General features: G+C 72.5%; 23 protein-coding genes. 11 read left to right on the top strand and 12 right to left on the bottom strand.

The features are described 5' to 3' along the window. Window positions 1-274 precede the first annotated feature (274 nt). Complete coding sequence (locus JXZ78_RS12645; protein WP_030017516.1) at window positions 275-919, bottom strand: TetR/AcrR family transcriptional regulator C-terminal domain-containing protein; 645 nt, start codon at window positions 917-919, stop codon at window positions 275-277. Between the two features lie 56 nt (window positions 920-975). Here JXZ78_RS12645 and JXZ78_RS12640 point away from each other — a divergent pair, with 56 nt between their 5' ends. From JXZ78_RS12640 to JXZ78_RS12630, 3 genes are read left to right on the top strand one after another with little or no spacing between them, the layout of a single operon-like run. Further along, window positions 976-2,517 carry an FAD-dependent monooxygenase gene (locus JXZ78_RS12640; RefSeq protein WP_050502004.1) on the top strand — a complete coding sequence of 514 codons (1,542 nt, stop codon included), beginning with the start codon at window positions 976-978 and terminating at the stop codon, window positions 2,515-2,517. After that, window positions 2,514-2,924, top strand: coding sequence for a RidA family protein (locus JXZ78_RS12635; RefSeq protein WP_033037016.1), 411 nt, complete (start codon window positions 2,514-2,516; stop codon window positions 2,922-2,924). Before JXZ78_RS12640 ends, JXZ78_RS12635 begins: the two co-directional genes overlap by 4 nt. Further along, complete coding sequence (locus JXZ78_RS12630) at window positions 2,921-4,564, top strand: MFS transporter (RefSeq protein ID WP_078623931.1); 1,644 nt, start codon at window positions 2,921-2,923, stop codon at window positions 4,562-4,564. Before JXZ78_RS12635 ends, JXZ78_RS12630 begins: the two co-directional genes overlap by 4 nt. Before the next feature lie 106 nt (window positions 4,565-4,670). Here the strand turns inward: JXZ78_RS12630 and JXZ78_RS12625 are convergent, their stop codons facing one another. Both JXZ78_RS12625 and JXZ78_RS12620 read right to left on the bottom strand, forming a co-directional pair. Then, on the bottom strand, window positions 4,671-5,087 hold the full coding sequence (locus JXZ78_RS12625; RefSeq protein WP_030017520.1) for a Dabb family protein: 417 nt from the start codon (window positions 5,085-5,087) through the stop codon (window positions 4,671-4,673). Window positions 5,088-5,331: 244 nt separating this feature from the next. Beyond that, window positions 5,332-6,189: an SDR family oxidoreductase gene (locus JXZ78_RS12620; RefSeq protein WP_030017521.1), complete on the bottom strand. Its 858-nt coding sequence runs from the start codon at window positions 6,187-6,189 to the stop codon at window positions 5,332-5,334. Window positions 6,190-6,385: 196 nt separating this feature from the next. On the opposite strand from JXZ78_RS12620, the gene JXZ78_RS12615 reads away from it, so the two are divergent. The 5 genes from JXZ78_RS12615 (at window position 6,386) to JXZ78_RS12595 (ending at window position 11,287) form a co-directional block, all read left to right on the top strand. After that, complete coding sequence (locus JXZ78_RS12615; protein WP_030017522.1) at window positions 6,386-7,264, top strand: helix-turn-helix domain-containing protein; 879 nt, start codon at window positions 6,386-6,388, stop codon at window positions 7,262-7,264. Window positions 7,265-7,803: 539 nt separating this feature from the next. Continuing rightward, on the top strand, window positions 7,804-8,448 hold the full coding sequence (locus JXZ78_RS12610) for a DUF6461 domain-containing protein (RefSeq protein ID WP_030017524.1): 645 nt from the start codon (window positions 7,804-7,806) through the stop codon (window positions 8,446-8,448). Between the two features lie 666 nt (window positions 8,449-9,114). Beyond that, window positions 9,115-10,107: a dihydroxyacetone kinase subunit DhaK gene (gene dhaK / locus JXZ78_RS12605; protein ID WP_030017525.1), complete on the top strand. Its 993-nt coding sequence runs from the start codon at window positions 9,115-9,117 to the stop codon at window positions 10,105-10,107. Window positions 10,108-10,250: 143 nt separating this feature from the next. After that, entirely contained in the window at window positions 10,251-10,874 is a 624-nt protein-coding gene (dhaL, locus tag JXZ78_RS12600) for a dihydroxyacetone kinase subunit DhaL (protein ID WP_030017526.1), read from the top strand. Then, entirely contained in the window at window positions 10,871-11,287 is a 417-nt protein-coding gene (locus JXZ78_RS12595) for a PTS-dependent dihydroxyacetone kinase phosphotransferase subunit DhaM (RefSeq protein WP_030017527.1), read from the top strand. The genes dhaL and JXZ78_RS12595 overlap by 4 nt, the downstream gene beginning before the upstream one ends. A 42-nt stretch (window positions 11,288-11,329) precedes the next feature. On the opposite strand, the gene JXZ78_RS12590 is transcribed toward JXZ78_RS12595, so the two are convergent. From JXZ78_RS12590 to JXZ78_RS12560, 7 genes are all read right to left on the bottom strand, one after another. Beyond that, window positions 11,330-13,228 (bottom strand): complex I subunit 5 family protein, encoded by a 1,899-nt coding sequence (locus tag JXZ78_RS12590; RefSeq protein ID WP_030017528.1) that lies wholly within the window; start codon window positions 13,226-13,228, stop codon window positions 11,330-11,332. Further along, complete coding sequence (locus tag JXZ78_RS12585; protein ID WP_030017529.1) at window positions 13,225-13,572, bottom strand: sodium:proton antiporter; 348 nt, start codon at window positions 13,570-13,572, stop codon at window positions 13,225-13,227. The genes JXZ78_RS12590 and JXZ78_RS12585 overlap by 4 nt, the downstream gene beginning before the upstream one ends. After that, on the bottom strand, window positions 13,569-14,366 hold the full coding sequence (gene mbhE, locus JXZ78_RS12580; protein WP_030017530.1) for a hydrogen gas-evolving membrane-bound hydrogenase subunit E: 798 nt from the start codon (window positions 14,364-14,366) through the stop codon (window positions 13,569-13,571). Before mbhE ends, JXZ78_RS12585 begins: the two co-directional genes overlap by 4 nt. After that, window positions 14,363-14,668 carry a DUF4040 domain-containing protein gene (locus tag JXZ78_RS12575; RefSeq protein ID WP_030017531.1) on the bottom strand — a complete coding sequence of 102 codons (306 nt, stop codon included), beginning with the start codon at window positions 14,666-14,668 and terminating at the stop codon, window positions 14,363-14,365. The genes mbhE and JXZ78_RS12575 overlap by 4 nt, the downstream gene beginning before the upstream one ends. Further along, window positions 14,661-15,146 carry a monovalent cation/H+ antiporter complex subunit F gene (locus JXZ78_RS12570; protein WP_030017532.1) on the bottom strand — a complete coding sequence of 162 codons (486 nt, stop codon included), beginning with the start codon at window positions 15,144-15,146 and terminating at the stop codon, window positions 14,661-14,663. The genes JXZ78_RS12575 and JXZ78_RS12570 overlap by 8 nt, the downstream gene beginning before the upstream one ends. Continuing rightward, on the bottom strand, window positions 15,143-15,388 hold the full coding sequence (locus JXZ78_RS12565; RefSeq protein WP_033037017.1) for a hypothetical protein: 246 nt from the start codon (window positions 15,386-15,388) through the stop codon (window positions 15,143-15,145). Before JXZ78_RS12565 ends, JXZ78_RS12570 begins: the two co-directional genes overlap by 4 nt. A gap of 110 nt (window positions 15,389-15,498) precedes the next feature. Beyond that, window positions 15,499-15,858 carry an ArsR/SmtB family transcription factor gene (locus JXZ78_RS12560; protein ID WP_030017535.1) on the bottom strand — a complete coding sequence of 120 codons (360 nt, stop codon included), beginning with the start codon at window positions 15,856-15,858 and terminating at the stop codon, window positions 15,499-15,501. A gap of 165 nt (window positions 15,859-16,023) precedes the next feature. Between JXZ78_RS12560 and JXZ78_RS12555 the strand changes: the two genes are divergently transcribed. Beyond that, window positions 16,024-16,410, top strand: a complete 387-nt coding sequence (locus tag JXZ78_RS12555) for a nuclear transport factor 2 family protein (protein WP_030017536.1) — start codon at window positions 16,024-16,026, stop codon at window positions 16,408-16,410. Here the strand turns inward: JXZ78_RS12555 and JXZ78_RS12550 are convergent. Further along, entirely contained in the window at window positions 16,368-18,137 is a 1,770-nt protein-coding gene (locus tag JXZ78_RS12550) for a CocE/NonD family hydrolase (RefSeq protein ID WP_078623932.1), read from the bottom strand. The two genes, JXZ78_RS12555 and JXZ78_RS12550, sit on opposite strands and share 43 nt — an antisense overlap. Window positions 18,138-18,249: 112 nt before the next feature. Between JXZ78_RS12550 and JXZ78_RS12545 the strand changes: the two genes are divergently transcribed. Both JXZ78_RS12545 and JXZ78_RS12540 read left to right on the top strand, forming a co-directional pair. Next, the gene (locus JXZ78_RS12545; protein WP_372498417.1) at window positions 18,250-18,993 is read left to right on the top strand and encodes a TetR/AcrR family transcriptional regulator; all 744 of its coding nucleotides are present in this window, start codon (window positions 18,250-18,252) and stop codon (window positions 18,991-18,993) included. Between the two features lie 174 nt (window positions 18,994-19,167). After that, window positions 19,168-19,755, top strand: a complete 588-nt coding sequence (locus JXZ78_RS12540) for an AAA family ATPase (protein ID WP_208870095.1) — start codon at window positions 19,168-19,170, stop codon at window positions 19,753-19,755. A gap of 46 nt (window positions 19,756-19,801) precedes the next feature. Here the strand turns inward: JXZ78_RS12540 and JXZ78_RS12535 are convergent, their stop codons facing one another. Continuing rightward, window positions 19,802-20,242, bottom strand: a complete 441-nt coding sequence (locus JXZ78_RS12535) for a hypothetical protein (RefSeq protein ID WP_050502006.1) — start codon at window positions 20,240-20,242, stop codon at window positions 19,802-19,804. Window positions 20,243-20,352 lie beyond the last annotated feature (110 nt).

The following is a 20,352-nucleotide window of genomic DNA, read 5'->3' as shown; positions in this document are numbered from 1 at the left end:
GCACACAGGGGCGGTCATGGCCCGAACAGCGACAGTGAAGCCTCGCCCCACCCCACAAGCGCGGCCGATGCCGCCATCGGCACGCTCCCGAGCACCCGCGACGGCGGGGGCCGCGCTCAGCTTTGGCGGCCCCGCGTACCAGCCGCTCCGACCCCGGCGGCCGCGTCACTGCTGACTGCGACGGCACTCAAAAAGCCCCCATCGTCACGTCACTGCCCACGAACCGCAGTCCGCGCCCGTCCTCGTGACCCCGTGGGCCTCGGTTCGGCACAGCTCAGTGCTCGGGTGCCGCTTCGGTCGCGGCGGAGCGGAGGAGCTGCCTGATGCCGAAGTGGAAGCGGGCCTCGAAGTCGACGGACATGAAGTCCTCCAGCGCCGAGTCGAGTCCGGGGAGCCGGCGCTCGGCCACGTGGGCGCGCAGGCGGTCGCGGTCGTCGACGGGTGCCGCCTGTTCCTCCTGGACCAGGCCCAGGGTGAAGTAGAAGAGGTTCCAGGCCGTCCAAGCGGCTGTCCTGCGGGTGGGGCAGCCGCGCAGGAGGGCGGTCAGCAGGCGGTCGGTGAAGGCGAGAGTGCGGGGCTCGGCGGGGAAGGTGCCTGCGACGAGCAGGGCGCCGTCGCGGTGACCGAGCATCGCCTCGCGCAGCCGCCCGAGCAGTTCGGCCGCCTGGTCGTGCCAGTCCTCGGGCAGGTCTTCCAGGCCGACCTCGCCGAAGACGGCCTCGGCCATGGTGTCCAGAAGCCGGTCCTTGGTGCGGATGTGCCACATGACGGTGTTCATGCTGACCCCGAGCTCGGCCGCGATGGCGCGGGTGGAGAGCTTGGCGACACCGCCTCGGTCCAGTACGTCGAACGCCGCGCCGACCACGTGGTCGAGGGTGATCCCGACCTTGGCGGGGGCGGCAGCTTGTTTCTTGGTCACTGATCGAGTATACCTGGCTCCGACAATCTACTTGGTCAGTGATAGAGAGGTGTGGCATGGAGAAAAGCGTCGTCATCGCCGGTGGCGGACCGACGGGCATGTGGCTCGCCTGCGAACTGCGGCTGGCCGGCGTCCCCACCGTGGTCCTGGAGCAGGAGCCGGGGATCGATCCGAACTCCCGGGCGCTGACGGTCCACGCCCGTACGATCGAGACCTTCGCTCTCCGCGGAGCGCACCAGGAACTGCTGGCCGAGGGCGGCCGGATACCCAGCGGACACTTCGCGGTCCTCGACGACCGCCTCGACTTCGCCGGGCTGGACACCGACTTCCCCTACACGCTCACGATCCCGCAGGCGCGCACCACGGAACTGCTCCAGGCCCGGGCCGTGTCCCTGGGCGCGGACGTCCGCCGCGGGCACCGGGTGACGGACTGCGTGGACACCGGTGACACGGTGACCGTGTCGGTCGAAGGTCCGGGCGGTGCCTACGTGCTCGATGCCGCGTACGCGGTCGGGTGCGACGGCACGCGCAGCACGGTGCGCCGCTGCGCGGGGGTCGATTTCGAGGGAACCCCGTTCACGGCCCTCGGGGCGCTGGGCGATGTGGTGCTCGACGACCCGCCGTCGGGCCCGGTCACGAGCAGGTGGACGGAGCGGGGCACGTTCATGCTCGTACCGTTGTCCGGTGGCCGGCACCGGATCGTGGTGCACTCGCCCGAGGACCTTCGTGACGACTGGCCGGGCGACCTCACCCTGGAGGAGCTGCGGGAGCGGGTGCGGCGCGTCGCCGGCACGGACTACGGGATGCACAGCCCCTCCTGGCTGTCCCGCTACAGCAACAGCAGCCGGGTGGCCCGGCACTACCGCAAGGGCCGTGTCCTGCTGGCGGGTGACGCGGCGCATCAGCACATGCCGATGGGCGGCGTGGGGCTGAACGTGGGCGTGCAGGACGCGATGAACCTCGGCTGGAAGCTGGCGGCGGCCGTGAGCGGGCGGGCGACGGACGCGCTGCTGGACACCTACCACCAAGAGCGGCACCCGGTGGGAGAGGACACGATCGAGCACACCCAGGCGCAGACCGCGATCATGTCCGTCTTCTCGCCGCAGGGAGCCGCGCTGCGGTCCCTGCTGGGCAAGCTGATCGCGGAGCAGCCGCAGCTCAACGACGCCCTGGCGCAGCGTCTGTCCGGGTTGTCGGTGGCGTACACCCTGCCCGGCCGGCGCCATCCGCTCGCGGGCTGCCGGGCGCCGAACCTGAAGCTCTCGCACACGGAGAACCTGTTCGACTTCCTGCGGGACGGGCGCCCCCTGCTCATCGACTTCGCGCGCGTCGACGGCTTCGACGGCTTCGACACCGACGGCCGCTCTGCCGACCGCGCCGCCGCCTCCTGCACCCCGTACCGGTGCCCGCAGCCGGCCGAACAGTCCCGTCCGGCATGGGCCGGCGTCAGCGCCGCCCTGATACGGCCGGACGGGTACGTGGCATGGGCCTCGGACGACACCGACGCGGCCGCTCTGACGGCCGGGGCCGCGCACGCCGTCGCCGCCCTCCACGATCCGCAGCCCGCACCCGTACAGCTCGAAGGGGACCTCGCATGATTCACCGCATCGAACCGGAAGGCGTCTACGGCCTTCCGGACCTGGTCAGCCAGATATCCGTCCCGGTCGGCCGCCAACTGGCGTTCCTCAGCGGCCAGGTGGCCTGGGACGAGGAGGGCCGCGTCGTGGGAGAAGGCGATCATGTGGCGCAGGCCGCGCAAGTGGCCCGCCGGATCGACCGCCTGCTCGACGCCCTCGGCGCGCAGCGGCAGGACATCGTCAAGGAGACGATCTACGTCGTGGACCACGAGCCGCATCTGACCCCCGGCATTCTGGCGGCCCTGCACGGTTCGCCGCCGCCCTCGTCGACCCTGGTGGGTGTGGCGCAGCTGTTCGCCCCGGAGTTCCTGATCGAGGTCGAGTGCGTGGTCGCCCTGCCCGGCGGAGAGCGGGAACGCGCGCGATGACCAGCACCGGGCAGACCGGCCAGGCCGAACAGACCAGACAGGCAAGACAGGCAAGACAGACAAGACAGGCCCGGCAGCCCACCGTCCGTCCCTTCCGTGCGCTGTGCGCGCTCACGCTCACGGTTTCGGCGGTGCTGCTGGGCAGCACCATCCTCAACGTGGCGCTGCCCACGATGCAGAACGAACTCGGTGCGAGCAACACCGAACAGCAATGGTTCCTGAACGCCTACACCCTCACCTTCGCCGGCTTCCTGCCCGTGGCCGGAAGCGCCGGCGACAGGCTCGGCCTGAAGCGCCTTCTGACCTGGGGAACGGCCGCCTTCGCCGGGACGACGGCAGTGGCCGGGTTTCTCGATTCGGCCCTGGGCATCATCGTCCTCCGCGCGCTCATGGGCGTGGCCGCGGCCGCCATCATGCCCGCCACTCTTGCGGTGATCCTGCGGATCTTCCCGCCCGAGCGCCGGGCTCGGGCCATCGCCTCGTGGGCGGCCGCGTCAGGGCTGTCCATCTCGCTCGGCCCGCTTCTCGGGGGCGCGCTGCTGAGCGCGGGCATGTGGTGGGGCTCCGTCCTCGAACTCGTCGCGTTGTTCGCGCTCCTCGGCCTCGCCGCGACCTGGGCGTGGGTTCCGAAGACACCGGCGAGCGGCGTCGGACGGCTGCGCATGGTGCCCGTCGCCGCTTCCCTGGCAGGTATCGGCCTGCTCGTGTTCGGAGTGGTGCACGCCACCGACGACGGCTGGGCCTACCTGGGGACCTGGCTGCCCGCGGTCGTCGGCCTGGCTGTGCTGGCCGTACTCGTGCTGGCCGAGGTACGGCACCGGGAGCCGCTCCTGGACGTACGCCTCTTCCAGCACTCCTCGTTCACCGCCGCCGCGGTGGCCCTGACGCTCGGCTCCTTCGTCGTCTTCGGCTACCTGTACTTCACCACCTTCTACCTGCAACAGGTGCGCGGTGACACGCCGTTGCAGACAGGGCTGCTCTTCATCCCGCTGTCGGCGGGCCTGGTGGCCGGAGCCCCGCTGTCACAGCGGGCGACCCAACGGTTCGGCGCCCGGACGACGATCGCCGCCGGCATCGCGCTCATGGGTGTGGCGTTCGCCGGCGTGACCGGGCTGGGCGCTCGCACCAGCCCCGGCTGGTTCGCCCTGGACGCGTTCGCCCTGCAACTCGGCTTCGCACTCGTCCTGGCACCCGGCACCACCTTGGCCACCTCCTCCGTCCCCACGGACCGGGCGGGAGCGGGGTCGGCACTGCTGAACACCCTTCGCCAGCTGGGCAGCGCGCTCGGGGTGGCGGTTCTCGGGTCGGCCCTGTGGTCCCGGTACTCGGACATGATGACCGACCGGCTCACGGACAGCCCGGCAGACGTCCGCCGGACCGCGGCGGAGTCGCTCGCCTCGGCCCTGGGCACGGGCGATCCCGCGGCGACGGAGGCCGCCGCGCCGACGTTCCTCAGCGCCATGCACACGACGACGCTCATCGCCGCCGGAGTGTGCGGGATCGCCCTGCTCGTCACGCTGCTCATACGCCCGTCCCGCCGGACCGGAACCACCCTCGCGCAGGCCGCCGTACGCGAAAAGGAGCGGGAAGAGGAATGGGAAGAGCAACGGGAACGGGAGTGCGCCGGGCACGGTGCATGACCCTCCTTGCGGGAAGCCGCGTACGGGGCCGTGGCGGTCGTCACCGTCCCCCTCCCCGGGGGCCTGTCCGATCGGTACGGCCGCCGCCCCGTCGCCCGTTGGCGGGTCAGGTGGAGTGGGGGCCGGGGGCGGCGCTCCCTTCGTACCGGTTGATGTGGGAGACGAGTTCGGTGAGGCCGGGGTCGGTGTCGAAACGCCGCTGGTGGAGGGCGGCGATCCGCTTGCCGGTCTCGGGGTCGGGGTCGTCAGTGATGTCGAAGGAGACGAACTGGTCGACCAGGGGCAGCCCGATCTCGTCGGTGCGACGGTGGGCCTGGTGGACGAGGTACTCCCAGTAGCCCTCCAGGTCCGCTATCTGGAAGGTGGCACCCCACTCGTATACGCCGCCGTGGTCGCGGCCGACAAGGAAGGACTGTACGGAGGGGATGGCCTCCCCCTGGTGGCGCAGGCCGGCAAGGGCGTCTTCGAGCTGTTCCGGTGTCGTGCCGGGTTTGAAGGTGAAGCGGACGCAGTGGTGGATCATCGAAGTGTTCCTTCCGCAGTTCTTTTCTTGTTGTGAAGGGGGTCGGTGTCGTGGGCTCCGCCGCAGACCGTGTGGCGGAGAGACGAAACGGTTCTGTCTGCCCGCCCCCCACCGCCCGGAGTTGCACGACTGCCGATGCATCTGATGCAGGGCGGTCTCCGGCAACGCGACCGGAGTCAAGAATGAGCAAGAGGCCCCAGGCTGCCGGTGCGCTGCCGGGACGGCGCGGGTGGGCGGCGCGTGCTCAGGCTTCGGGGAAGTCGGTGGCGGGGGCGGTGGCCGCGGTGGCGTCGAGGTTGGCCCGTAGGGCGTCGACCTTCGCGCTGGCGTAGGCGTGGGCGTCGGAGCCCAGCAGCTGGCGCAGGGGGCCGTCGTCGAGACCGGCGCGCTCGATGATGGCTGCGGCTCCCTTGACCGGGTCACCGAGCTGGTGTCCCTGGAGCTTGAGGTGGTGGTCGACCATGGTCCGTACGGCCGGGTAGTGGTCCGAGATCTCAGCGGGCAGGGCCAGCGAGTCCGTGGTGAGGAAGGAGGTGCGGAAGTAGCCGGGCTCGACGACGGTGACCTTGATGCCGAAGTCGGCGACCTCGGCGGCGAGCGCCTCGCTCAGCCCCTCCAGCGCGAACTTGCCCGCGCAGTACAGAGCCCACCCGGGCATCGTGGTCAGCCCCAGGATCGAGGAGATGTTGACGACGCGGCCTCCGCGCTGCTCACGCAGGACCGGCAACGCGGCGCGCAGCACGTTCCACACGCCGACGACCTGGACGTCGAGCATGTCCCGCACGTCCTGGGCGCTGGTCTCCTCGACGGCCGCGAGGTAGCCGTAACCGGCGTTGTTCACGACGACGTCGAGGCGGCCGAATCGCTCGGTGGCCTGGTCCACGGCGCTCTTGACCTGCGTCTCGTCTGTCAGGTCCACGTTCAGCGCGAGGAGGCGGCTGGTGTCGGCCGCGCCGCCCAGCGCGGCCGACAAGCGCTCGGTGGAACGGGTGGTGGCGGCCACGTTGTCGCCCTGGGCGAGCAACTGCCGGACCAGCTCCAGTCCGATCCCGCGGGAGGCGCCGGTGACGAACCAGGTGGCGGGGGCGGTGGTGGCAGGCATGAGTGTTCCTCTTTCGTACGTGCTGAAGGGAAAACCGGACCAGAGCTGCTGTTCCGGCGTTGACTCCAGCGTGAATCGCCCCGGAACGGCTTGTGGGGCCATGCCAGGCCCTGTGCGTCCTGGGCCGCGGCTGACTAGGACTGACAGACCCAGCTTGGGCGGCCGGCAGCGCTTCTCGTGCCACAGACTTGTTCCCATGGCTTCCGTCAACCGTGAAATCGCCGATTTCCTCAGGCGCTCCCGTGCCCAGTGCGACCCCGAGCAGGCGGGGCTGCCACCGGACGGGCGGGTGCGGCGCGTACCGGGACTCCGGCGAGAGGAAGTCGCCCTCCTGGCGGGGGTCTCCGCCGATTACTACGCCCGTCTCGAACAGGGCCGTCCCATCAACCCGTCCCCTGCCGTCGTCGAAGCCATCGGGCACGCCCTGAGGCTGGACGCGGCAAGCCTTGCCCACCTCAAGGATCTCGTCGGCATCACCGCCACCCGCACCCCGGCCCGTACGCCCAGCGTCCAGCGCCTCCGCCCCGGGCTCCACCGGCTGCTGGACACCCTGGACAACGCCCTCCCCGCCCTCATCCTGGGACGTCGGTCCGTGGTCCTGGGAGCGAACCGGATGGCCAGAGCCCTGTTCGCGGACTTCGACGCCATGCCGGCCACCGAACGCAACTACACCCGCTGGCTGTTCCTCGACGAGGACGCGCGCGAACTGTTCGTCGACTGGGAGGCGCAGGCCCGCGCTGCGGTGGAGAACTTGCGCCTGGACGCGGCCCGCGCATCGGAGCGGCAGGCCACGCAGGCACTCGTTGCCGAACTCCGGGAACTGAGCGACGACTTCGACCACTGGTGGCAGCAGCACCGCGTGCACCAGCGCACGCACGGTTCCAAGCGGCTGAGGCACCCCTTGGTCGGCGAACTCACGGTGGCATACGAGACCCTCGCACTGCCCGGGGACAGCGAAACCACCCTGTTCCTCTACACCGCCGAACCCGAATCGGCGTCCGCCCAGGCGCTGAGCCTGCTGGCGTCGTGGACCTTGGCGGAACCGTCCATCGCCCCGGACCGGTCGCGCGACTGACCCGCGGGGAGCGCCCTCTGCGGACCGGTCGGCGTGGACGATGTCCTCGCCGCACGGCGCCCCCGTTGCCATCCGCGTACGGGTTTGATCGCCCGAACCCTCGTCAAGCCCGACCAGCACCGCCAGGCGCCCGCCATATCGCTCACACCACACACCATGCGCACCCGCAAAACCCGCAGGTCAGGCGCTCTTCGCGGCACGCTCCACGATCACCACACACTCCACGTGATGCGTCACCGAATCGTGTCGCCTCGGCCAACGGCTGGAAGGACGTATGCGGTCGCTCGGCCATGTCGGGCTGGATCAACTCCACCTCGACGGTCGGGGCCTTCAGCTCGGGCTTCTCAGGCAAGGACCGGCTGCTGGACAAGGGCCCGTACTGGGTGGGCTTCCCGCAGTTCACGCACTGCAACGCATCCAAGGCAACCGTAGCCTGCACGGTCCCCAAGCCCTGACCGAGCACTGACAACCGGTGGAGCACAGCACACGTTCTACGCTGTGCCCCACCCGCTCTACGTCACGAACGGAGGAAACCAGCAGTGCCCGAAGATCTTGCCTGGATCGCCGACGCCTGGCGCGGCACCCACCTGAACGCCGGCGACCTCTACATCACCTGCGCCCGCGGCCTCAGCCCCCAGCAGCTCGCCGAACGCATATCCGACAACGAACCGGTCGAGACAGGCGCCGCCCTCACCGGCCGGGAAGCATCCGCCCTGGTCGACCTCGCACAGATCTACTGCGTCGGCCGTCTCGGCAAAAGCGGCGACTGGTCGTTCATCGTGGAGTCCGGAGGCAGCGAAGGGTGGGCTCTCGATCCAGCAGTCTCCCGAGACGGTGCCGAGGTCCTGATCTTCGACCCACGGCCGGACGACCCGCCCTCCTTCTTCCGCTACCTCGCCGATGGTGAGCTGCAGCTGCACTTCGAGCTGGGCGCCGGCTACCACCCCAGCGGCGCCCAACCCGGCCTGCTGCGCCCAGCCCTGGAAGCCGTCGGGGCCATCGCGCCGGAAGGCTCCCTCGAAGACCTGCTCGGCGACGACGAGGAACTATCGCCTCACGAAGCCAAGCGCAGGGCCCTCCAGGCCATTGGTGAGCATTTCGGGCTGGCCCTGTCGCGGCAGGTGCTCGAAAGCGGGCAACTTCCTTCCGTCGTCACCCGCACCTCGCCCCCCTCATCTTGGTAAGCCTGAACGGGCCTGTCCGGAGGGACGGACCCGGTGCGGTCCAGTCACCCACCTCACCGCGAGCGTGGCCCCGGCCTGATCACCACCCGTAAGCCGCAGCTGGACACCGACGGGGATCGCGCCTGAGAGAGGACCTCCGCTCGCAGACACTTGTCCCGGCACCAGCAGACAGCTCGCCGCCGAAGTAGGCGTGGTATCGCCGGAGGTAAGCGGGGATGTGGGCGAGGATGTTGCGGCGGGAGGGAGCGAGCCGGTTGCGGTGGCCATGCCGCCGTAGGTGCGCGGGCCAGACCCGAGTGGACCCCCGGGAGCGGGCGATCTACGCGCCGCGCCTAGCGTCGGCCAACCGCCCCCCCCCCGCCCCCGGCGACACACCTCACCTTGACTACGCGCCGCCCAAGACGCCGCCGCGCACAAGGCTCGCGCCCTCCAGCCTCCACCCCTTGCGCCACCTCCAGCGGCTCCACATATCCTGAGGTCGTCACGCTGAGTAACCCGTCCGGAAGCTGACACCTCGTCAGCAAGTCAGCATCAGGTCAGCATCGGTACCGACGGAGTCCGCCGCCAATCGCCGGAGACCGCCAGAGTCAACAAGCCCTTACACCACCTCTGAACTGCAACCTTGTAGGCCACCGCCGATTCCTTCGAGCACCCGAGGAGCCCCGTATGAAGATGCTCATGAACGTCCCCGAAACCGTCGTCGCCGACGCGCTGCGCGGGATGGCCGCGGCCCACCCCGACCTGGTGGTGGATGTCGAGAACCGGGTGGTGGTGCGGCGGGACGCGCCGGTTGCCGGAAAGGTGGCTCTGGTTTCGGGTGGGGGCAGTGGGCACGAGCCGTTGCACGGGGGGTATGTCGGGCCGGGGATGCTGGATGCCGCCTGTCCCGGTGAGGTGTTCACCTCGCCGGTGCCCGATCAGATGGTGCGCGCCGCCGCGGCCGTGGACAGTGGTGCAGGTGTGTTGTTCGTCGTGAAGAACTACACCGGTGACGTGCTGAACTTCCAGATGGCCGCCGAGCTGGCGGAGGACGAGGGGGTACGGGTCGCCAGTGTGCTCGTGAACGACGACGTGGCGGTGACGGACTCGCTGCACACGGCCGGGCGCCGGGGTACCGGGGCCACCCTGTTCGTGGAGAAGATCGCGGGGGCGGCGGCCGAGGAAGGCGCGCCGCTGGAGCGGGTGGCGGAGCTGGCGCGCCGGGTCGTCGAGTGCTCGCGCAGCTTCGGGGTCGCGCTCAGCGCGTGCGCCACGCCGGCCAAGGGCGGCCCGATGTTCGAGCTGCCCGCCGGTGAGCTGGAGCTGGGCGTGGGGATCCACGGGGAGCCGGGGCGGGAGCGGCGGCCGATGATGACGGCGCGCGAGATCGCGGACTACGCGGTGGACGCGGTGCTGGCCGACCTGAATCCCCGGCGGCCGGTGCTGGCGCTGGTCAACGGGATGGGCGGTACGCCGCTGCTGGAGCTGTACGGGTTCGGCGCCGAGGTCCACCGGGTGCTCGGCGAGCGGGGTGTGCCGGTCGCCCGTACGCTGCTCGGGAATTACGTCACTTCGCTGGACATGGCCGGCTGCTCGGTGACGCTGTGCCAGGCCGACGAGGAACTGCTGCGGCTGTGGGACGCGCCGGTGCAGACGGCGGGGCTGCGGTGGGGGCGCTGAGGGCGCGCGGGCGGTGCGGATCGCGGAGGCGCCGGTGTAGCGGAGAGACTGGTGGAGACGTACACACTGGTGGAGACGTTCACCCGCACAGGTGAGTCTGTGCCATGACGTCGCACGCGCACGTACGACCAGAGGAGCAGTTCGTGTCCGAAACGGCACTGGATGCCGGGTTCTTCCTGCGCTGGATGACGGCGGCCGCCGCCTCCGTCGACCGGGAAGCGTCCCGCCTGACCGACCTGGATTCCGCCATCGGCGACGCCGACCACGGCAGCAACCTCCAGCGCGGCTTCGCGGCCGTCGTCAAGACCCTCGAAGCCGAGCCGCCGCAGACCCCCGGTGCCGTGCTGACGACCGCCGGGCGGCAGTTGATCTCGACGGTGGGCGGCGCGTCGGGCCCGCTGTACGGGACGCTGCTGCGGCGTACGGGCAAGGAGCTCGGCGAGGCGGAACGTGTGACCGTCGACGAGCTGCGGACGGCGCTGCGCACCGCGGTGGACGCCGTCGCCCAGCTGGGCGGGTCCGCGCTCGGTGACGCGACGATGCTCGACGCGCTGGACCCCGGCGTCGAGGCGCTGACCACGTCCTTCGCGGCCGCCGCCGAGGCGGCCGGGCAGGGGGCGCGGGACACCGTGCCGCTCCAGGCCCGCAAGGGCAGGGCGAGCTATCTCGGTGCGCGCAGCATCGGCCACCAGGATCCGGGGGCGGCCTCGTCCGCGCTGCTGTTCGCGGCGCTGGCGGAGGCCGCGGACCAGGGGGTGGCCGAGTGAGCGGCGCGGAGACCGCGTACGTGGGCGTCGTGCTGGTGTCGCACAGCGGGCCGGTGGCCGAGTCGGTGGCGCGGCTGGCCGTCGGCCTGGCGGGCGGTGACGTCAAGGCGCCGGTCGCGGCGGCGGGCGGCACTCCGGACGGCGGCCTCGGGACCAGCGCGGAACTGATCACGGAAGCGGCGCGGACGGTGGACCAGGGCGCGGGTGTCGCGGTCCTGGTGGACCTCGGAAGCGCCGTACTGACCGTCAAGGCGCTGCTGGCCGAGGGCGACGAACTGCCCGAAGGCACGCGGCTGGTGGACGCGCCGTTCGTCGAGGGCGCGGTGGCCGCCGTGGTCACCGCTGCGACGGGGGCGGATCTGGACGCGGTCGCGGCGGCCGCCGGGGAGGCGTACGCGTACCGGAAGGACTGACGGGCTACCGCCACCGAGGCCCCGGCAGTCGCTGTCGGGGCCTCAGTGGACGGACGGCAGCAGGAGCGCCGCCACCAGGGCCATGCCTGCCAGGATGAAGGCGACGTAGTCGCCGATGTGTCCGGAGTGGAGGCGGCGTACGGGGGCGGCCCAGCGGGTTTGGCGGGTCGGGCCCGTGTGGCGTACGGCCCACCGGGCGAGGAGGCAGGCCAGGGCGGCGGACAGCAGGCCGAGGGCCACGCCCGCCGCGGACCAGTGCGGTCCGGGCGTCGGTACGGACGCGGCCGGGGGCGTGTGCAGGACGGCGGCCGTGTAGCCCGCCCGGTCGAGGAAGGCGTCGGCGGCCCGGCCGACCGCCGCGTGCAGTCCCGGTACGACGCCGACGGCCAGGGCGCCCGCCAGCAGCACGACCGGGACCGCCAGCATGGTGTCCGGAATGCGGCTCAGCGGGCCGGCGGTCTCGGGTTCCTCGTCCTTGCCGCTGGTCTCGTCCGTGCGGGCCTCCGCCTGGCCGGCGGCTTCGGGACGTACCCCCAGCCCCAGGAAGACGCGGGCGACGGCGCGCAGCACCGCTCCCCCGGTGACCGCCGACACCACCACGAACAGGGCCGCCTGCCAGCCGCCCGCCGCCTCCTCGGTGACGGCCTTGCCCAGTCCCGTACCGAAGGGCGGCAGCCCGGCCAGGGCCAGCCCGCCGACGGCGCAGACCACGCCGACCAGGGGCAGTTCCCGGCCTCGGCCGTGGAGTTCGTGTTCGTCGACGCTGCGGAAGCGGTCGAGGAGGATGCCCATGGCGGCGAACAGCGCGGCCTTGACGCCCGCGTGCGCGAGGACGTACAGCGCCGTTCCGCCCGTGCCCTCGGGGGTCATGACGGCGAGTCCGACCAGGAACAGGCCGGTGTGCGCGACGGTGGAGAAGGCCAGCAGCCGCTTGAGGTGGCGCTGCTGCCAGCACATGAGCGCGCCGACGACGGCGGTGAGCGTGCCGAGGGTGAGGAGCAGGCGGTGCGCGTCGGCGGTGGGGATGCCGCCGGGGCCCGCGAAGATCGTCCAGTAGACGCGGGCCGTGCCGTAGACGCCCAGTTCGACCATGACGCCGGACAGCAGCATGCACACCGGGGTGGGGGCCACCGCGTGGGCGTCCGGGAGCCAGAAGTGGAAGGGGACGGCCGCGGCCTTGACGAGCAGGCCGGTCAGGACGAGGACGAAGGCGGTCAGGACGAGGAAGTCGGGGCCGCCGCCGGAGGACCCGGTCGGGTGGGCGGCCAGCCGGGCGCCGATCTGGGCGAAGCCGAGTTCGCCGGTACGTCCGTACAGCAGGCCGACACCGAGCAGCGTCGCGTAGCCGCCGAGGGAGTTGACGACGCCGAAGGTGAGGGCGCCCTGGACGGCGCGCTTCTCCTCGACGCGGTAGCCGGTGAGCGCGTACGCGACGACGCCCATCAGCTCGAAGAAGACGAACGCGTTGAAGAGGTCGCCGGTGAGCGCGAAGCCGCACATGCCCGCCTGGAAGATCAGGACGAGGGCGGGGAAGGTGCCCGCCTGGCGGTGCGGCGGCTCGTCGAAGTAGCGCCAGGAGTAGGCGAGGACGGCGACGACGAGCAGCGAGGTGACGGCGGCCAGGCCGACGCCGATCCGGTCGCCGACCAGGACGATGCCGACACCCGCGCCGCCGTGCGGGTGCCGGCCGCCGAGCCATTCGACGGCGCGTGCGCCCGGTACGTCCCCGGACGTGCCGCGCAGCAGGACGGAGAGGGCGAGTACGGCGGTGGCCGCGGCGAAGACGGTGCCCGCGGTCTCGGCGGCCCGGCGCGGCATCCGGCGCCCGGCGGCCACCAGGAACGCGGCACCGAGCAGCGGGGTGGCCACGATCAGCGGGAGGGTGGCGGCGGGCGTGAGGGTCGTCGCGGCGGCGGGGGCGAGCGTGCCGGCCGGGGTCACCCGCGCAGCTCCGAGAGTTCGTCCGGGTTCACGGTGCCGTGCCGTTTGCCCACCTGGACGACGAGGGCCAGCAGCAGCGCGGTGACCGTCGCGCCCACCACCACGTCGGTGAGGGTCAGGGCCTGGACGACGGGATCGACGACCGGACGGGCGCCGGGCCGCAGGTCGGAGAAGACCGGCGCGGTGCCGCCGTCCCGGTAGCCGACGGCGAGCAGCAGGACATACGTGGACGCCTGGCAGACGGCGAGGCAGCCGACGGCGTGGATGAGGTTGCGGCTGGTGGCCAGCCCGTAACAGCCGATCAGGAAGATCCAGCCGGCGACGAGATACGGCAGCACGCTCATGTCGGCTTCTCCTCGGAAGGGGGCGGAAGGGTGGGGTGGCGGGCCGGTCCCGAGGCGGTGTGCTCCGTCGCGTCCTCGATCTCCACCGCCTGGTCGAGGAAGGAGGCCAGCAGCACCACGACCCCGCTGGCCACCTCCACCCCGACGGACGCGTTGAGCAGCGGGACCACGCCGCCCGAGGCGAGCGTGCCGAAGGTGCCGTACGGGAGGAAGTTGGCCAGGTAGGCGGTACCGGCTACCAGGCCGGCGGCGCCCAGCAGGAGGTAGGCGGCCTCCCCCGCCGCGTCCGCCGTCGCGTACAGGCCGACCGGTCTGATCCGCTCCAGCGCGCGGTAGTCCACGGCGATGTAGAGCAGGTGCAGGGCGGTGGCGACGACCACCCCGCCCTGGAAGCCGCCGCCGGGGCTGAGCTGGCCGTGCGCGACGACGTAGAGACCGATGAGCAGGGTGACCGGGAGCGCGACGAGCGCGTAGCGGCGTACGGGTGGGTCGACGCGCGCCGGTTCGGGGCGTACCCGGTGCTCGTCGCGCGTCTGGCGGAGCAGGACGACGGTGCCGAGGGCCGCGCAGAAGAGGATCGATTCCTCGCCGAGGGTGTCGAACGCCCGCTGGTCGAAGTTGACCGCCGCGACGACGTTGGCGGTGTGCCGGGCGAGGGCGGCCTCGACGGCCCGCGCGCCGTACGGGTGCCGGTCGCCGCCGAATTCCGGCAGGTCCAGGCTCGCGGCGAACAGCAGGACGGCCACGCCCAGGCCGCCGAGGAGCAGTACCCACGTCCGGATCCGCCGGCTCACCGCCGTTCCCCCTCCCCCGCGCTTCCGGTCTCCTGCTCGCGGTCGTCCGCCCGGCCGTCCGCACGGCCCTTGCGCCGCACCTTCCGCACCGAGAGCAGCAGCATCAGCGGGGTGAGGACGGAGCCGACCGCGAGCTGGGAGAGCGCGACGTCCGGCGCCTGGAGGATGGCGAAGAGGAGGGCGAGGGCGAGGCCGAGGAGGGCCAGTACGGTCGACTGCCGGACCGGGTCGCGGGCCAGTACGGCAGCGGTCGCGGCCGCCGCCACCAGCGCCAGGGCCAGCACGATCAGGACGTCATTCATCGGCCGCACCGGCTTTCTCCCCGGCCCGCCGCCCGGACAGCGCGCGCGAGGACACGATGTTCCCGCCGACCAGCAGCACCCCGATGACCAGCAGCTTCACCATCGCCCGACCTGGCCCGGCAGCAACGCACAGCGGCACCACCACCAGAGGAACGGCGAGGGCGGCGAGCGGTGTCATGGCGCGGTCGAGGCCGCGCGCGACCCGGTCGCGCACCGGCTGTCCGGCCAGTTCGTCGGCGAGCAGCCGGGCGTAGACGAGCGTTCCGGCGGGACCGAGGACGGCGAGGACCAGTCCGAGGTCGGCGTACGAGGGCCGCGCGTAGCCCTGTGCGAGCAGCAGTACGGCCAGGCAGGCGACGAGCGTCGCGAGGTTCTGCGCCATGATCCGCCGCCGTACGGGCCCGCTCGCCGCGCCCCACACGGTGGGGGCGAAGCCGACGAGGAGCAGCAGCGCGGCGGCGAGCAGCCAGCCGTTCACCGCGGCCGGCCTTCCTCCGGGCCGGTGCGCGCGGGCCGGTCGGCGGCGGCACCGCCGACGGCGGCTCTGCGGGCCGCGCGGGCGGCGCACGCGCCGAGCAGGGCGGCCGCCGCGCCGACCAGGCACTCCAGCAGGTCGAGGCTGCTGACCAGCACCAGCCACAGCGCGGTCAGCGCGGCCCACCAGACGGCCAGTTCGACGACGGCCGCCGTCGTCCCAGACGGCCTCGCTGCACCGGACATGCGCTCACCTCCGGCCTCGCCCGTACCCGGCCGTCAGGCTCTCATGCAGCGCTCCCCTTACGGACAAACCGCGCCGAACAGGCCGATTCGCGGCAGCACCGCCACGCCCGTCAGGAGCGCAGCGCCCCGGCGGCCTGCGCGCCCTCGCCCTCGACCACCTCGGGATCGCCCCCGGCAGCCACCAGCACCACGTCCAGCAACCCCGGGAAGCGCGCCTCCAGGTCGTCGCGGCGCAGATGCATGATCAGGCGGCGGCCCTCCCGCCGCTGATGGAGCACGCCGCTCTCCCGCAGCACGCGCCAGTGGTGGCTGGCGGTGGACTTGGACACTTCGGGCAGCAGCTCGCCGCAGGAGCGCTCGGCCCCATGGGCGAGCCGGTGCACGATGCGCAGCCGGATCGGGTGCGCGAATGCCTCCAGGACGTCCGCGATGCGCAGTTCGGCACGGTCGGGGTGACTCAGTACGGCCATGCCCCGAGCGTACGCGGACGCACCGGCACGCGGCCCGCCTCCCTCCCCTCCCCGTCACCATCTTCCCCGCCACCAGTTTGCTACTGTTCTAGTACATACGAACTGACGGGTCGGCAGGTCCGTCCGGACCGGCGCACCCGTCCCCTCTCGCATGAAGGAGCCCTCATGACCGTCTACGAGGACAACTACTCCCTCGGCAAGCAGTTCCACGCCGCGCTCGCCACCACCGACTGGGACACCATCCGCTCCCTGCTCCACGAGGACGCGACCTGGGAGCTGCCCGGCGACAACACGATCTCCGGGATGGCGCACGGAGCGGACGGCGTGGTCGAACGTGCCCGCAAGATCGCCGGGTACGGCCTGAACTTCGCCCTGCTGCACATCCTCGTCAGCCCCCGCAACATGGCGCTGTCCCTGCACAACACCGCCCAGCGCGGCGATCTGGTCCTGGACGAGCACCTGTCCACGGTGTGCACCGTGCGGGACGGGAAGATCGCGGCCATCGAGACCTATCTGTCCGACGTGGACGGCATGAACGCCTTCTTCGTCTGAGACCGCGTCCGCACTGCCCGCTCCGCCCGTTCCACCCCCTCCGCCTCAGGGCCGGCCTGCGGCAGCACCAGCGCCGACGGGTGATGCAGCGAGACCACGACGGGCACCAGCCGGGTGGCCGTCGCCAGCGGCTCTCCCGTCCCGGTGTTGCGGGCGAAGCGCGGGTGGGCGCCGCCGCTGATCTGGAGGCGGACGCGGTGTCCGGCGGCGAAGGAGTGGGCGGTGGGGCTCATCGCCACCGTCACCTCCGCCGGGCCGGACGCGCCCCCGGCCGCGGCAGGGTCCAGGCGCCGGATCCCGTCGCAGACGTTGACCGAACGCCCCCGCTCGTCGACGTCGCAGAGCCGGGCGAAGACGTCGGCGTACCCGGTGTCCGTCGCGACCCGCAGCTCCACGGCGACCGTGCCGAGGACGTCGAGCGGCTCGGTGAGCGGCGGGGTGGTGAAGGTCAGTACGTCGTCGCGGGCCTCCAGGGCGGCGTTGTCCCGGGGCCCGGCGGTCCGGCTCAGCAGGGGACCGCCGACCGAGGGCGTCGGGTCGGCCGGGTCGTGACGGAAGGACAGCGGGGGCGCGCCCTCGGGGGCCCGGGGGCTCAGCGTGCCGTCACCCGCACCGTCGAGGTACCAGCGGCGGCCGGTCGCCGCCGGCGGCCAGTCGGCCAGGTCGCGCCACTCCTGACGCCCTCCCACATGGACGCGCACCGGCGTTTCCCGCAGGCCCGACGCGTCGTCGCACAGGTGGGCCCGGAGCCAGGCCAGGGTCTCGGCGAAGACGTCCGGCCAGCCCTGCTGCATGGCGGAGTTGTGGGTCCAGGGGCCGACGAGCAGGGAGGTCTCGCACCCGGCGCGGCGCAGCCGGTCGTACTGCTGGAGCGTCTGGTCGAGGCAGACGTCGTGCCAGCCGGTGATCAGGCTGGTCGGTACGGCCGCCCGCGCGGCCGCCGCACCGACGTCCGCGCCCTGCCAGTGGGCGTCCTCCGGATCGGGCCGGGCCATCGCCTCGTCCAGGAGCGGCGCCCGGCCGCCGAGACCGGGCACGTACGTCTCGCCGAGCGGCAGCGTCCGGGTGATCCTCCGGAGGTGGCGCTGCAGGCGCAGCGCGGCCCGCGCGAAGGCCAGGGTGCCCCGGCCGTAGTGCATCCGGCCGACGACCGAGACCAGGGCGTTCTCCAGGGCGAACGGGCCCGAAGCGCAGCCCGAGGGGTAGAAGAAGCCGTGCAGGTCGTGCATGCCGACCTGGATCACCATCGCCCGCAGCTCCGGAGGCGGATCGGTGGCGAGGGCCCACTGGGCGTACCCGAGGGCACTGGGTCCCAGCGTGCCGAGGACGCCGGTGAACCAGGGCTGCCGGCGCAGCCACGCGACGGCCGCCCGGCCGTCGGCGGCCTCGTGCTGCCACGGGGCGTAGGTGCCGCCGGACCCCCCGGTGCCGCGGCTGCTCTGCAGGACGACGTGGAAGCCCTGTTCGGCGAAGAGCATGCCGAACATCGGGGCCCACGGGATGCCGCGGCCGTACGGCGAGCGGACCAGCAGGGTGGGGAAGTCGCCGGCGGCGCGGGGGAAGTAGTGGTCGGTCAGCAGCGGGCTGCCGTCGGCGGCGGGCACCACGAGTCCGCCTTCGCGGGCGACGTCGTGGCGCCGCTCGGGCATGCCGCGCAGGGTGCGCCGCAGCACCCGGGCCGAGAGGGGCGGCTTCTTCGTGGTGGGGTGGTTCGTCGCCGTCGTCACGGTGCCTCGATTCCTCGTGCGGACTGCTCCGTCTGGCACGGAACGCTATTCCCGTACTACGTACGAGAATAGCGGATGATTGGATGGCGGCGGACAGCAGAGGGAGGTTGCCGTGACCCGTACAGGCACATCCGGTACAGGCACATCCGGCCGTACCGCCGGAGTGGACCCGGAGGCGCTCTGGGCACCGGCCGAACGCCCCCGGCGCGGCCGTCCCCCGGCGCACAGCCGGGCCGAGATCACCGCCGCGGCCGTCGCTCTCGCCGACGCCGAAGGGCTCGGCGCCGTCACCATGCGCGCGGTCGCGGCCCGGGTCGGAGCCGGCACCATGTCGCTCTACAGCTACGTCCCCGACAAGGAGACGCTGCTGGAGCTGATGATCGACCAGGCCGCCGGGGAGCACCGGCTGCCCCCCGCACCGTCCGGCGACTGGCGCGCGGACCTGCGCCACCTCTTCCACGAGCAGCGCGACCTGATGCGGCGCCACCCGTGGCTGCCCGCGGCGCTGCCCGCACGGCAGACGTTCGGCCCGAACACCCTCGCCACCCTGGAGCACGCCCTCGCCGTCCTCGCTCCCGCGGGGCTCGGCGCCCCGGCGGCACTCGAAATCTTCAGCCTGCTCTCCGGCTTCGTGGCGAGCCATGTCACCCATGAACTCGCCCAGGAAGCGGCGGCCGACGCCACCGGCCGGGCCTTCCACGACGCGCAGGCCCGCTACCTGCGCTCCGCCGCCGTCACGGACGCCTGCCCGAAGGTCGCCGAGGCCCTGACCGCGCCGGGCGGCACGCCCTCCCCCGACGCGACCTTCGACCGGCTCCTCAACCGCATGATCGACGGGCTGACGGCGACCGGCTGACAGCGAGGACGGGCGGCGAGGGGCAGACGGCCAGGGGCGGGCACCGCCCCGCCGCGCCCGTACCGCACCGGCAGGCATCCGCCGTGCTCGGCGCGGGCGTTACGATGCCCCGGCGGAGCGGCCCCGACGGCTCCGCGACCGGCCGGAACCCCGCGCGGAAAGGCAGCCGAACGCATGACGGCACACTCCACCGACAGCGCGCCCATCACACCCCGGGGACCGTGGCTCGGCCCGGGTGTCGTCGTACTGACGGGCATTCAGGCCGCCGGGAAGTCCTCCGTGGCGCAGGCACTCGCCGAGCGGCTGGCGCGGTCGGTGCACCTGCGCGGTGACACCTTCCGGCGCATGGTCGTCCGGGGGCGGGAGGAGATGACGCCCGACGCCGGCGCGTCGGCCCTCGCGCAGCTGCGGCTACGGCACCGGCTGACCGCCGCCTGCGCCGACCAGTACGCCCAGGCCGGGTTCACCGTGATCGCCCAGGACATCCTGCTCGGCGAGCATCTGACCGAGATGGCCGAGCACATCAGGACCCGCCCGCTGGCGGTGGTCGTGCTGACCCCGGACCCGTCGGCGGTCGAGCGGCGGGAGGCGGCCCGGGCCAAGACGGCGTACGGGCCCGACTGGAGCGTGCGCGACCTCGACACGGCGCTGCGCGAGCACACCCCGCCGATCGGGCTGTGGCTGGACACCACGCACCAGACCGTCGAGCAGACCGTGGACGAGATCCTCGACCGGGCCTGGACGGAAGGCGCCATCGCCTGAGCCGCCCGCCGTCTGCCGCCCGCGGCACGACCCACCGGCCCCCGCTTCAGTACCCCTTCGGCGGCCGGGTCGGGTCGGCCTGCTGCACCCGCTCCGCGAAGTTCGAGCCGGACTCGTCGACGCCGTACCGGTCGCGGACGTACCCGATGGTCGCGGTCATGCAGGCCACCACGTCGTACGGCGTGCGGGCGGTGCCGCACCGGTGGTACGCGGCGAAGGTCGGCGGAACGCACTGGGTGGCGCCGCGTGAGCAGTTGCGCGGGTGCCCGTCGGTCATGACCGGGCCCCAGGCGTTGCCGTCGGTGGTGTTCACCCGCCAGCGCGGATGGTTGTACGCGGACTCCCGCCGCGCGATCGTGACCAGCGCCGGTATGCCGTACCGGGGGTCCATGCCGGTCAGTTCGCAGGCCAGCCGGGCGTAGCCGGCCATCGCCTCCTCGCCCGACGCGTCGTCGGGGTCGTGGTACTCCACCTCGGAAAGGTCCATCGGGCCCCCACTCCCCTCCGACACCGGGTCGCGGCACCGGGCCCACCGCCGGGAGCACCGTGTCCCGTGCCGTTGCCGGGCCTGCCGTCATGGTGCCCGCGCCCGGGACG

This window comes from Streptomyces monomycini (assembly GCF_022271435.1).
GTDB classification, from domain to species: domain Bacteria; phylum Actinomycetota; class Actinomycetes; order Streptomycetales; family Streptomycetaceae; genus Streptomyces; species Streptomyces monomycini.
Note: the sequence above shows the minus strand (reverse complement) of the source record. Positions and strands in the feature narration are given on the sequence as shown.

Bases quoted from the DNA above. Each gene is read 5' to 3' on its own strand.
- JXZ78_RS12640 (WP_050502004.1), top strand. From the start codon at position 976: ATGGAGAAAAGCGTCGTCATCGCCGGTGGCGGACCGACGGGCATGTGG.
- dhaK (WP_030017525.1), top strand. From the start codon at position 9,115: ATGAAGATGCTCATGAACGTCCCCGAAACCGTCGTCGCCGACGCGCTG.
- JXZ78_RS12630 (WP_078623931.1), top strand. From the start codon at position 2,921: ATGACCAGCACCGGGCAGACCGGCCAGGCCGAACAGACCAGACAGGCA.
- JXZ78_RS12540 (WP_208870095.1), top strand. From the start codon at position 19,168: ATGACGGCACACTCCACCGACAGCGCGCCCATCACACCCCGGGGACCG.
- JXZ78_RS12635 (WP_033037016.1), top strand. From the start codon at position 2,514: ATGATTCACCGCATCGAACCGGAAGGCGTCTACGGCCTTCCGGACCTG.
- JXZ78_RS12565 (WP_033037017.1), bottom strand. From the start codon at position 15,388: ATGTCCGGTGCAGCGAGGCCGTCTGGGACGACGGCGGCCGTCGTCGAA.
- JXZ78_RS12555 (WP_030017536.1), top strand. From the start codon at position 16,024: ATGACCGTCTACGAGGACAACTACTCCCTCGGCAAGCAGTTCCACGCC.
- JXZ78_RS12535 (WP_050502006.1), bottom strand. From the start codon at position 20,242: ATGGACCTTTCCGAGGTGGAGTACCACGACCCCGACGACGCGTCGGGC.
- JXZ78_RS12615 (WP_030017522.1), top strand. From the start codon at position 6,386: ATGGCTTCCGTCAACCGTGAAATCGCCGATTTCCTCAGGCGCTCCCGT.
- JXZ78_RS12575 (WP_030017531.1), bottom strand. From the start codon at position 14,668: ATGAATGACGTCCTGATCGTGCTGGCCCTGGCGCTGGTGGCGGCGGCC.
- JXZ78_RS12625 (WP_030017520.1), bottom strand. From the start codon at position 5,087: ATGATCCACCACTGCGTCCGCTTCACCTTCAAACCCGGCACGACACCG.
- JXZ78_RS12620 (WP_030017521.1), bottom strand. From the start codon at position 6,189: ATGCCTGCCACCACCGCCCCCGCCACCTGGTTCGTCACCGGCGCCTCC.
- JXZ78_RS12585 (WP_030017529.1), bottom strand. From the start codon at position 13,572: ATGAGCGTGCTGCCGTATCTCGTCGCCGGCTGGATCTTCCTGATCGGC.
- JXZ78_RS12560 (WP_030017535.1), bottom strand. From the start codon at position 15,858: ATGGCCGTACTGAGTCACCCCGACCGTGCCGAACTGCGCATCGCGGAC.